The organism is Streptomyces phyllanthi (assembly GCF_009377205.1).
GTDB classification, from domain to species: domain Bacteria; phylum Actinomycetota; class Actinomycetes; order Streptomycetales; family Streptomycetaceae; genus Streptomyces; species Streptomyces phyllanthi.
Genome location: NZ_VJZE01000297.1, coordinates 1 through 11470, shown reverse-complemented (window position 1 = coordinate 11470; position 11470 = coordinate 1). Strand labels below are relative to the sequence as shown.

At 69.3% G+C, this 11470-nt stretch carries 12 protein-coding genes; 8 read left to right on the top strand and 4 right to left on the bottom strand.

What is annotated here, in order from left to right; genetic code table 11:
- Positions 1-843 (bottom strand): aminoglycoside N(3)-acetyltransferase (locus tag FNH04_RS31080; RefSeq protein ID WP_152789107.1); only part of this gene is annotated, 843 nt, incomplete at its 3' end.
- Between the two features lie 161 nt (positions 844-1004).
- Between FNH04_RS31080 and FNH04_RS31075 the strand changes: the two genes are divergently transcribed.
- From FNH04_RS31075 to FNH04_RS31040, 8 genes are all read left to right on the top strand, one after another.
- Positions 1005-1757 (top strand): helix-turn-helix transcriptional regulator, encoded by a 753-nt coding sequence (locus FNH04_RS31075; protein WP_322724342.1) that lies wholly within the window; start codon positions 1005-1007, stop codon positions 1755-1757.
- Positions 1754-3175 carry a Fe-S cluster assembly protein SufB gene (gene sufB, locus FNH04_RS31070; RefSeq protein WP_152789105.1) on the top strand — a complete coding sequence of 474 codons (1422 nt, stop codon included), beginning with the start codon at positions 1754-1756 and terminating at the stop codon, positions 3173-3175. The genes FNH04_RS31075 and sufB overlap by 4 nt, the downstream gene beginning before the upstream one ends.
- A gap of 98 nt (positions 3176-3273) precedes the next feature.
- Positions 3274-4458: a Fe-S cluster assembly protein SufD gene (sufD, locus tag FNH04_RS31065; RefSeq protein WP_152789104.1), complete on the top strand. Its 1185-nt coding sequence runs from the start codon at positions 3274-3276 to the stop codon at positions 4456-4458.
- Positions 4455-4784: a non-heme iron oxygenase ferredoxin subunit gene (locus tag FNH04_RS31060; RefSeq protein ID WP_152789103.1), complete on the top strand. Its 330-nt coding sequence runs from the start codon at positions 4455-4457 to the stop codon at positions 4782-4784. Before sufD ends, FNH04_RS31060 begins: the two co-directional genes overlap by 4 nt.
- A gap of 7 nt (positions 4785-4791) precedes the next feature.
- A complete protein-coding gene (gene sufC / locus FNH04_RS31055) occupies positions 4792-5556 on the top strand; it encodes a Fe-S cluster assembly ATPase SufC (RefSeq protein ID WP_152789102.1) in 765 nt (254 codons plus the stop codon).
- Positions 5553-6809: a cysteine desulfurase gene (locus tag FNH04_RS31050; protein ID WP_322724340.1), complete on the top strand. Its 1257-nt coding sequence runs from the start codon at positions 5553-5555 to the stop codon at positions 6807-6809. The genes sufC and FNH04_RS31050 overlap by 4 nt, the downstream gene beginning before the upstream one ends.
- A 10-nt stretch (positions 6810-6819) precedes the next feature.
- Positions 6820-7287 (top strand): Fe-S cluster assembly sulfur transfer protein SufU, encoded by a 468-nt coding sequence (gene sufU / locus FNH04_RS31045; RefSeq protein WP_322724338.1) that lies wholly within the window; start codon positions 6820-6822, stop codon positions 7285-7287.
- Positions 7284-7616: a metal-sulfur cluster assembly factor gene (locus FNH04_RS31040; RefSeq protein ID WP_055636909.1), complete on the top strand. Its 333-nt coding sequence runs from the start codon at positions 7284-7286 to the stop codon at positions 7614-7616. The genes sufU and FNH04_RS31040 overlap by 4 nt, the downstream gene beginning before the upstream one ends.
- Before the next feature lie 67 nt (positions 7617-7683).
- Here FNH04_RS31040 and FNH04_RS31035 read toward each other — a convergent pair whose 3' ends face one another.
- The 3 genes from FNH04_RS31035 to FNH04_RS31020 all read right to left on the bottom strand — a co-directional run bounded on the left by FNH04_RS31035 (position 7684) and on the right by FNH04_RS31020 (position 11357).
- A complete protein-coding gene (locus tag FNH04_RS31035; protein ID WP_152789100.1) occupies positions 7684-8556 on the bottom strand; it encodes an AbfB domain-containing protein in 873 nt (290 codons plus the stop codon).
- A gap of 255 nt (positions 8557-8811) precedes the next feature.
- Positions 8812-8958 (bottom strand): helix-turn-helix domain-containing protein, encoded by a 147-nt coding sequence (locus tag FNH04_RS46770; RefSeq protein WP_194236873.1) that lies wholly within the window; start codon positions 8956-8958, stop codon positions 8812-8814.
- A 632-nt stretch (positions 8959-9590) separates the two neighbouring features.
- Positions 9591-11357 carry a hypothetical protein gene (locus tag FNH04_RS31020; RefSeq protein ID WP_228031715.1) on the bottom strand — a complete coding sequence of 589 codons (1767 nt, stop codon included), beginning with the start codon at positions 11355-11357 and terminating at the stop codon, positions 9591-9593.
- Between the last annotated feature and the right edge of the window lie 113 nt (positions 11358-11470).

Below are 11470 nucleotides of genomic sequence, written 5' to 3'. Positions count from 1 at the left end.
GGCGAAGACGTCATCCTCACGGGGGCGGTGCACGGCCAGCCACCGCTCCGCGTAGGCGACCGCGTCGGCCACGGGGAACAGCCGCGCGTCCGCCCCGCCGACCCGGCCGCGTACGACGGGACGGTCCCGCTCGAAGTCGTGGCCGAGCTCACCGAACGCGTCCGAGGTGATCGACACCTCGGTCACGGTCTCCCAGCCGCCCCCGGGCGCCGGCCGTCCCAGCTCGACCAGCGGCGCGGGTATCCGGTACTCGGCCAGGTGGAAGCTGGTGCACGTGTCGTAGCCCGCGCCGAGCAGCAGGACCCGCGCGCCCGTCTCCTCCAGCCGTGTCAGCGGGCTGCGCTCACCCAGCCGGCAGTCGGGCGCGTGCCCGTCGACGACCGCCGCCGCCCGCGGCCCGAGTGCCGCGAACGAGGATGGGGGTACCTCCCTGCTCGAGCGAAGCCGAGAGCTTGGGGGAGGATGCGCGCTGCGCAGGGCGCCCGGCCAGGTCCGTACCGTCTCCGGGATCACGCCGACCCCGCGCGAGGGGGTGATACGCGGGTCGTACGCGGGCATGGTCGCCCGGATCGTCTCCCACCACTCCTCGGGCACCGGCGGGTTGCTCCACAGCGCCGGGTCCGAGAGGCCGCCTGTCTGGGTGGGGACCACGAGGGTGCCGTCCGGGCCGAGCGCGTCGAGCAGCCCCTGGACGACGGCGACCGCGCCGCCGTTGACCCAGCCGAGCGCACTGAGGGAGGAGTGGACCAGCATGGTCTCGCCGGGCCGGACGCCCAGCGAACGAAGATCCGCGGCGAGCGAGCCGCGGGTGACGAGTGGGCCGGTGGGCGGCGGTGTCGGCATGGCCCGGCAGTCTCCCGGAAGAAACGTGGCGGCACCACCGAATTGATCGATCGAAGATCGTTCTCGCAGGTCAGCTTAGGTTTGCCTAAGTGATGTACGGCACCGTCGGGCGGTCCGGGCGCGGCTTGCTCCCGTCTGAGGAATTACGCAACAATGGCGTTGTGAAAAACGTCGGTGCGGCTCGGGAGGCCCGTTCAGGGGTCCCTCAGGAGGAGTTCGCGGCCGGTCTGCGTTCCGATCGATCGACGCGCAACCGGGTCGCGCGGTCCATCCTGGACCACGGGCCCTCGACCGTCGCCGCGCTCGCCGAAAGGCTGGGCCTCACCCAGGCCGCCGTGCGGCGCCACCTCGACGCCCTCGTGGCCGACGACGTCGTGGAGGCCCGCGAGCAGCGGGTGTACGGCGCACGGACCCGGGGCCGCCCGGCCAAGGTGTTCGCCCTGACCGACTGCGGCCGGGACGCCTTCGACCAGTCGTACGACAAGCTCGCCGCCGACGCGCTCCGCTGGATCGCCGAGCAGGAGGGCGGCCACGAAGCGGTCGCGGCCTTCGCCCGCGCCCGGATCGCCGCGCAGGCGAGTGCGTACCGCAAGGCCGTGGCGGCGGCCGACCCCGCGAAGCGCACGGAAGCGCTGGCCAAGGCCCTGAGCGTGGACGGGTACGCTGCAACGGCGCGCAGCGCCCCCCTCCCGCAGCGGGGCGAGCAGCTGTGCCAGCACCACTGCCCGGTCGCGCACGTGGCGGAGCAGTTCCCCCAGCTGTGCGAGGCGGAGACGGAGATCTTCGCCGAGCTGCTCGGAACACATGTCCAGCGACTGGCGACCATCGCCCACGGCGACGGCGTCTGCACGACGTTCATCCCCAAGATTTCCACTGACGCATCTGCAAGCACGGCCGGGAGGAACCCCGCATGACTCTCCCCACGGAGACTGCCCACCCTGAGCTCGAGGGTCTGGGCAAGTACGAGTACGGCTGGGCCGACTCCGACACCGCCGGCGCTTCAGCGAGGCGCGGCCTGAACGACGAGGTCGTCCGCGACATCTCCGGCAAGAAGTCGGAGCCGGAGTGGATGACCAAGCTGCGTCTCAAGGGCCTCAGGCTCTTCGAGAAGAAGCCCATGCCGAACTGGGGCTCGGACCTGTCGGGCATCGACTTCGACAACATCAAGTACTTCGTGCGCTCCACGGAGAAGCAGGCGGCGTCCTGGGAAGAGCTGCCCGAGGACATCAAGAACACGTACGACAAGCTCGGCATCCCGGAGGCGGAGAAGCAGCGCCTCGTGGCCGGCGTCGCCGCCCAGTACGAGTCGGAGGTCGTCTACCACCAGATCCGCGAGGACCTGGAGGAGCAGGGTGTCATCTTCCTCGACACCGACACCGCGCTGAAGGAGCACCCGGAGCTCTTCAAGGAGTACTTCGGGACCGTCATCCCCGCCGGTGACAACAAGTTCGCGGCCCTGAACACCGCCGTGTGGTCGGGTGGCTCCTTCATCTACGTGCCGCCGGGCGTGCACGTCGAGATCCCGCTCCAGGCCTACTTCCGCATCAACACGGAGAACATGGGCCAGTTCGAGCGGACCCTGATCATCGTCGACGAGGGCGCCTACGTGCACTACGTCGAGGGCTGCACCGCGCCGATCTACAAGTCGGACTCGCTGCACTCCGCGGTCGTCGAGATCATCGTCAAGAAGAACGCCCGCTGCCGCTACACGACCATCCAGAACTGGTCGAACAACGTCTACAACCTGGTCACCAAGCGCGCCGTCGCCTACGAGGGCGCGACCATGGAGTGGATCGACGGCAACATCGGCTCCAAGGTGACGATGAAGTACCCCGCCGTCTACCTGATGGGCGAGCATGCCAAGGGCGAGACCCTGTCCATCGCCTTCGCGGGCGAGGGCCAGCACCAGGACGCCGGCGCCAAGATGGTCCACATGGCGCCGAACACGTCGTCCAACATCGTCTCGAAGTCCGTGGCGCGCGGCGGCGGCCGTACGTCGTACCGCGGTCTGATCGAGATCGGCGAGGGCGCCCCGGGCGCCAAGTCCAACGTGCTCTGTGACGCCCTGCTCGTCGACACCATCTCCCGGTCCGACACGTACCCGTACGTCGACGTCCGTGAGGACGACGTGTCCATGGGCCACGAGGCGACCGTCTCCAAGGTCTCCGAGGACCAGCTCTTCTACCTGATGAGCCGTGGTCTGAGCGAGGACGAGGCGATGGCGATGATCGTGCGCGGCTTCGTCGAGCCGATCGCCAAGGAGCTGCCGATGGAGTACGCCCTTGAGCTCAACCGGCTGATCGAGCTGCAGATGGAGGGCGCGGTCGGCTGACGACCGTACCGACCGCCATCCGGCAGCAGCGGCCCGCCCCTCCCGGGCGGGCCGAGGACCGATCACAAAAGACGTAGGAAGAGAGCACAACGACAGCCATGGCTGAGGCCCCTAACTACCCGGTGGGCTCCACCACCGCCGGCTCGATCGCGGTCGCCGCCGAGTCGACCGTCGCCACGCGCATGAGCGCGCCACCGTCCTTCGACGTCGCGGACTTCCCGGTCCCGCACGGCCGCGAGGAGGAGTGGCGGTTCACCCCGCTGGAGCGCCTGCGCGGTCTGCACGACGGCACCGCCGTCGCCACCGGCACCGGTGTGAAGGTGGACGTCCAGGCCCCCGAGGGCGTCACCGTCGAGGCCGTCGGCCGTGACGACGCGCGCCTCGGCAGGGCGGGCACCCCCGTGGACCGCGTCGCCGCCCAGGCGTACTCGGCGTTCGAGCAGGCCGGTGTGGTCTCCGTCCCCAAGGAGACGGTGCTCACCGAGCCGATCCGTATCGCCGTGCACGGCGAGGGCGGGGTCGCCTTCGGCCACCAGATCATCGAGCTGGGCGCCTTCGCCGAGGCCGTGGTCGTCATCGACCACACCGGTGACGCCGTGCTCGCCGCCAACGTCGACTACCTGCTGGGCGACGGCGCCAAGCTGACCGTCGTCTCGGTCCAGGACTGGGACGACAAGGCCGTGCACGTCGCCCAGCACAACGCGCTGGTGGGCCGGGACGCGTCCTTCAAGTCGGTCGTCGTCACCTTCGGCGGCGACGTCGTACGGCTCCACCCGCGCGTGTCGTACGCGGGCACCGGCGGCGAGGCCGAACTGTTCGGCCTGTACTTCACCGACGCCGGTCAGCACCAGGAGCACCGCCTCCTGGTCGACCACAACACCCCGCACTGCAAGTCGAACGTCGTCTACAAGGGCGCGCTCCAGGGCGACGAGGCGCACGCCGTGTGGATCGGTGACGTGCTCATCGAGGCCAAGGCCGAGGGCACCGACACGTACGAGATGAACCGCAACCTGGTGCTGACCGACGGCGCCCGCGTCGACTCCGTGCCGAACCTGGAGATCGAGACCGGCGAGATCGTCGGAGCCGGCCACGCCTCCGCGACCGGCCGCTTCGACGACGAGCAGCTCTTCTACCTGATGGCCCGCGGTATCCCGGAGTACGAGGCCCGCCGTCTCGTGGTCCGCGGCTTCTTCGCCGAGCTGGTCCAGCAGATCGGCATCGAGGACATCGAGGAGCGCCTCATCGCCAGGATCGAGGAAGAGCTGGAGGCGTCGGTCGCATGACTGACTCATCGGCGTTCGTACGCGTCTGCGGGCTGGGCGAGCTGGAGGAGGACACCCCGAAGCGGGTGGAACTCGACGGCACGCCGGTCTCGGTCGTCCGCACCGAGGGCGAGGTGTTCGCGATCCACGACATCTGCTCGCACGCGAACGTCTCCCTCGCGGAGGGCGAGGTGGACGACTGCCACATCGAGTGCTGGCTGCACGGCTCGCGCTTCGACCTGCGTTCCGGTAAGCCCGACGCCCTTCCGGCGACGCGCCCCGTCCCCGTATACCCCGTAAAGATCGAAGGGGACGACGTGCTCGTCTCCCTCACCCAGGAGTCCTGAGGCACCCATGGCAACGCTTGAAATCCGAGACCTGCACGTCACCGTCGAGGCCGACAACGCCACGAAGGAGATCCTCAAGGGCGTCGACCTCACCGTGAAGCAGGGCGAGACGCACGCCATCATGGGCCCCAACGGCTCGGGCAAGTCGACCCTCGCCTACTCGCTCGCGGGTCACCCCAAGTACACGATCACCAGCGGCACCGTGCTGCTCGACGGCGAGGACGTCCTGGAGATGTCCGTCGACGAGCGTGCCCGCGCGGGCCTGTTCCTGGCGATGCAGTACCCGGTCGAGGTCCCCGGCGTCTCCGTGTCGAACTTCCTCCGCACGTCGGCCACCGCCATCCGCGGCGAGGCCCCCAAGCTGCGTACCTGGGTGAAGGAGGTCAAGGAGGCCATGCAGCGCCTCAACATGGACCCCGCCTTCGCCGAGCGCAACGTCAACGAGGGCTTCTCCGGCGGTGAGAAGAAGCGCCACGAGATCCTCCAGCTGGAGCTGCTCAGGCCGAAGGTCGCGATCCTCGACGAGACCGACTCCGGTCTGGACGTCGACGCGCTCCGCGTCGTCTCCGAGGGCGTCAACCGCGTCCGTGAGACGGGCGAGGTCGGCACCCTGCTGATCACCCACTACACGCGCATCCTGCGCTACATCAAGCCCGACCAGGTCCACGTGTTCGCGGGCGGCCGCATCGCCGAGTCCGGCGGTCCCGAGCTCGCCGACAAGCTGGAGAACGAGGGCTACGAGGCATACGTGAAGGGTGGCGCATCCGCGTGACACAGCTGCCGGGCCTCCTCGACACCGAGGCGATCCGCAAGGACTTCCCCATCCTGGACCGCCAGGTCCACGACGGCAGGAAGCTCGTGTACCTGGACAACGCGGCGACCTCGCAGAAGCCGCGCCAGGTGCTGGACGCCCTGAGCGAGTACTACGAGCGCTACAACGCCAACGTCCACCGCGGTGTGCATGTGCTCGCCGAGGAGGCCACGGCGCTGTACGAGGGCGCGCGCGACAAGGTCGCCGCGTTCATCAACGCGCCCAGCCGCGACGAGGTGATCTTCACCAAGAACGCCTCCGAGTCGCTCAACCTCGTGGCGAACATGCTGGGCTGGGCCGACGAGCCCTACCGCGTGGACTCCGACACCGAGATCGTCATCACGGAGATGGAGCACCACTCCAACATCGTGCCGTGGCAGCTGCTGTCGCAGCGCACGGGCGCGAAGCTGAAGTGGTTCGGTCTCACGGACGACGGCCGTCTCGACCTGTCGAACATCGACGAGATCATCACGGAGAAGACGAAGATCGTCTCCTTCGTGCTGGTGTCGAACATCCTGGGCACGCTCAACCCGGTCGAGGCGATCGTGCGCCGCGCGCAGGAGGTCGGGGCCCTCGTCCTGATCGACGCCTCGCAGGCCGCGCCGCACATGCCGCTGGACGTCCAGGCCCTCCAGGCCGACTTCGTGGCCTTCACCGGCCACAAGATGTGCGGCCCGACGGGCATCGGCGTCCTCTGGGGCCGCCAGGAGCTGCTGGAGGACCTCCCTCCGTTCCTCGGCGGCGGCGAGATGATCGAGACCGTGTCGATGCACTCGTCGACGTACGCGCCCGCCCCCCACAAGTTCGAGGCGGGCACGCCCCCGATCGCGCAGGCGGTCGGGCTGGGCGCGGCGATCGACTACCTGTCGTCCATCGGCATGGACAGGATCCTCGCCCACGAGCACGCCCTCACCGAGTACGCGGTGAAGAAGCTGGGCGAGGTCCCCGACCTGCGCATCATCGGCCCCACCACGGCCGAGGACCGCGGCGCGGCGATCTCCTTCACGCTCGGCGACATCCACCCGCACGACGTGGGCCAGGTCCTCGACGAGCAGGGCATCGCGGTCCGGGTCGGCCACCACTGCGCCCGCCCGGTCTGCCTGCGGTACGGAATTCCCGCGACCACGCGAGCGTCGTTCTATCTGTACTCCACGCCGGCCGAGATCGACGCACTGGTCGACGGCCTGGAGCACGTACGGAACTTCTTCGGCTGAGAGGCGCACCGTGAAGCTGGACTCCATGTACCAGGAAGTCATCCTGGACCACTACAAGAACCCGCACGGGCGGGGCTTGCGGGACGGCGACGCCGAGGTGCACCACGTCAACCCGACGTGCGGTGACGAGATCACGCTGCGTGTGAAGTACGACGGCACGACGATCAGCGACGTCTCGTACGAGGGCCAGGGCTGTTCCATCAGCCAGGCCTCGGCCTCCGTGCTGAACGAACTCCTCGTGGGCAAGGAGCTGGCCGAGGCGCAGCGGATCCAGGAGACCTTCCTGGAGCTGATGCAGTCCAAGGGCCGTATCGAGCCCGACGACGCGATGGAGGACGTCCTGGAGGACGCGGTCGCGTTCGCCGGAGTCTCCAAGTACCCGGCCCGAGTCAAGTGCGCCCTCCTCAGCTGGATGGCGTGGAAGGACGCGACGGCCCAGGCCCTGGGCGGAGCCGACGCCGAAAGGAAGACGGCATGAGCGACACCGTGGAGATGAAGCCGGCCTCCGAGGAGGAGGTCCGTGAGGCCCTGTACGACGTCGTCGACCCCGAGCTGGGCATCGACGTCGTCAACCTCGGGCTCATCTACGGCATTCACATCGACGACGCGAACATCGCGACGATCGACATGACCCTGACCTCCGCGGCCTGTCCGCTGACGGACGTCATCGAGGACCAGGCCAAGTCCGCCACGGACGGCCTCGTCAACGAACTCCGCATCAACTGGGTCTGGATGCCCCCGTGGGGCCCCGACAAGATCACGGACGACGGCCGTGAGCAGCTGCGGGCGCTCGGGTTCAACGTCTGAGGACCTGACACGTGTGGCCCCCCGGCACAGGCCGGGGGGCCACACGTGCATGCGGTTCCGGTTCCGCTCAGTCGAGGCCCTCGACGAGGCGGAAGTAGAAGTCCTGGCGATTGGTCGTGTTGTAGCCGTACGGGTCCAGGCGCAGCTCGAAGTTCCTGTGGCGCAGCGCGTAGTTGGGGTAGTTCACCGAAGTGAGCAGTACGGCGCCCGGGTGCCCCGACCACCCCGGGCAGAAGGTGGCGTCCTTCGAGAACAGGTCCGAGCCGTCGTTGCGTTCCGCGCGCAGAACGAAGTTCCGGTGGCGCAGGTACGTGCCGTCGGACGTCTTGAACGAGTAGCAGGAGCTGTTGGACAGTCCCTTGACCTGGTTGAAGGTGGAGTCCTCGCGGGACTCCGAGCCACGCGGCGCGTCGAGCTTCACCAGACCGCTGCTCACATGCCAGTAGCGGCCGGGGTAGTTGACGGACTCGATGGACTTCCACGACGCGGTCGAGGGCTTCGACGGGGACGACGGCTTCTTGCTCGACTCCGACGACTTCGACGGCTTCGGATCGGACTCGGTCTCGTCCTTCGCCCCGCCCTGCTGGGACTCGGACGACTTCGAGCTCTTGGAGGCGCTGGGCTGGGGGGAGGACAGGCCGCTCTTGCCGTCGGGAGCGGCGGGCGCCACGGTGGGCACGAGCGACTCGTCGGCGACCTTCGTGCGGCCCGTGCTCTCGCGCTCCCGGGCCGAGTCCTCGGTGCGCCGTTCCTGCAGGGAGATCGCGGTCACGCTGCCTATCAGGACCGCGACCGCGAGTACGCCGGCCGCCCAGAGCCTGCGTGTGCCGGGAACCCGGCTCTGATCCGGTGTCTCACCGGTTTCCCACACCTTCGGCGGTTCGGTCCACGAAGGGGTGGAGGGCTGGTCCGGAGTCGATCCGGGCTTCTTTTCTGGCATGCACAGTTCCCTCGGCGTCGCCACAGGCGGACGCGAATTCGTCGTCCGGAATCGTCCGGAATCGGCACAGGAGGAAGGAGGTGTCACCGACACGGGGAACGGCTGTGGCCGCTGATACCGGGTGTGTGACCGGTGAAACAGTAGTGGAACTGGCGGGTAGCAAACAGCCTTTTCGGTGAGCGGTTCCCTACAGGAATTGGGGTTCCCGGGGGTGAGTTGGGGCTTTACGCCGTATTCACATCGCTTTCACATCCGTTACTCGGCCTGCTGTCCGCCGCCCAACTGGTCCGTGAGGCGGGCGAGGTACAGGGCCATGGTGGTGCGGTGGATGTGCAGGCCCGCGGACGCCCGTACGAGGGTGAAGCCGTTCTCGCACCAGGCGGTGATCGTGTCGCGGAGCACCGGCCGGTCCGGCTGGTGCCGCAGGAGGCGGCGGTGCGTTCGAGCAGACGGATGCGTCCTGGTAAGAGTCGTGCAGACCGCCCACGGAGAGGGCCGGTTCGCCGATTCCGGCGCGGGTGGTGAGGCCGTCCTGTGCGGCGATGAGGTCCACCGCCCGTCGGCAGTCGGCGATGAGAGGCCATCGGCCGCCGGTCCGGCAGCCGGTGGAGTACGCCGGTCCCGCCGGGCGCCGTGGAGGCCACGATGTCCTGCGGGCCGGCGAAGACCTCACGGACGGTGCGCAGGAGTTCGGAGCGGACCAGGCCCATGTCCCGTGCGGGAGCGCCCTGATGGGACGCCGGGCGGCCCCTGAACCGGGACCCGCGGGTCGGCGGGAGGCCCTTTCCGCCCGACGGACTCCCGGTCGTCGACGGGTCCCGGGCCGCGCCAACGCGTTCGCGGCCACCGGGCACGGCATGCTCGGCGTCACGCTGGGCCCGGTCACCGGTCACCGGCTCGCCGAGTACGTCCGCACGGGCCGCCGTCCACGGACGCAGGCGCCCTTCGGCTTCGACCGCCTGGGCGGCTGAGCCGAAGGGCGCCGGCGTGCGTTCGGGGTGTCAGGTCCTTACGGCTCTCATGGGCTTCGGTCCTTACGGCCGGTCGGCGAAGGCCGACAAGCGCACGGAGATCTGCTCGCGGCCCCCGCCGTTCTGGACCGGGGCCGCCGTGAGGACGTCCAGGTGCTGGTAGCCGGGCAGGATCACGGGGTTCTCGTCCTCGGGGACGTGGTCGGCGAGGATGCCGTCACCGGCCACGAAGGTGATCCTCGGGTTGGCGGTGAGGCCGTTCTTGTGGACCAGCTTGCGGGCGAGCTCCGGTTCGTCGATCAGCTGGATGTCCGTGACCAGCCTCGTCGGGAAGTAGTCCTCGGTGAAGTCGAGCGGCTGTTCGGACAGGCTGCGGGCCAGTTCCCGGATGTCCGTGACCTCCTTGGCGGCCGTCGTGAAGGGCGTGCCGTTCTCGGAGCGGTGCACCGGGTCGTCCGGCGCGCCCACGCGGTCGAAGTTCCGCCAGGTGTAGAGCGGGCCGTCGGGCTCGTCCGGGATCGCCTTCAGCTCCGAACCGAACAGGGCGGGGGAGCCCTGGACATCGTTCGAGACCGGGAACTCCTTGTCGACGATCCGGCCGCCGCCGGGACTGTCGAACAGGCCCACGCTGGAGTGGAGGAACGCCAGCGGTGCCGAGTTGTCGTCCACGAAGGCGCCGAGAACCGCCGCGTTGGTGAGACGGAAGTCCCGGATCGTGGGCCTGCCGGTGAGGAAGACGCCCGCGTCCTTGGAGAACAGGGTGCGGGCCGTCGTCTCCAGGTTGACGTTGGAGGGAACGGAGTCCAGCAGCGCGGACTCGGCGTCCGGGGCGTTGCGCGCCGCGAGGCCGCCGATCGCGAGGAGGTTCATCGTCTCGGGGTTGAGGACGACGGGGAGGCCGAGGAAGCGTGGCAGGACGCCCGTGCGCAGGCCCGCCCGTACGACGGTCAGGCCGAGGCCGGTGTCCGGGACCGTGCGCTCGGGAAGGAGGCCGCCGTTCATGTCCCCGTCGTTGCCCTGGAGGTCGTCCAGCGAGGTGGAGATCGTCGTGTCCAGCGCGAAGTATCCGGCGCACTGGTTGTAGCCCGCGTCGGCCGTCGTCGCGGGGTTCCCGTCGAAGTCCCAGGTGGCGAAGACCCCGGTGAGCACACCGCCCAGCGAGTGCCCGCCGCACAGCACCTTCTGCTTGCGCAGGCGCTGGTCGGGCAGTTCGGCGGCCAGCAGGTCGTACTGGTCGCGGACCGTCTGCTCCAGGCCGACCTCCGCGAGCCAGCCTGCCTGATCGCTCGTCACGAACCCGGAGAAGGTGCGCCCGTTCACCTCGCGGCCGCCGTAGTAGTAGTCGACGGCCTTGCCGGTGTCGCCGCTCGCGATCCCGGTGTTGTCCTCCAGACAGTTGGAGCGCCGGTCCAGCGCCCAGAACTCGATGTGCCGGCCCTGCTCGGCCGCCGCTCTGACCGTGTTGCGGGCCACGCTGTCGAAGGCGCCGGCGCCCTCCAGGATCCCCGGCTGGGCGACGAGGATCCGGTCCGCGGCGGCGGACGAGGCGGGGCCGGACGCGGACCGGTAGCGCAGATACGACAACCGGTCGCAGCGCTCGGGACGGATACCGGCGGAGACGGGCAGCGGCACCCGCAGGGAGACCTGGGTCTCGACGACGTCCGTGATCGGGGACGTGGACGCCACCGGGGTCTCGGTACGGGACGAGGCCGCGGTGCTCCCGGGCGCGCCGTCCGCCGTGGGCGCCGTGGCCAGCACCCCCGCGACGAGCGCTCCGGCGGCTGTGACGCGCAGCCATGACCTGGTGTGATGTACGGCTCCTGTGCTCATGACGTCGGACCGTAACCGTCGGTAACACCACTTCACTACAAGGCGATCCGAGCAAATCCGGAGCGCTGTTGCGCACATCTCCGCAAGGTTCCGCGGGGCGGGCGGGCGGTGAG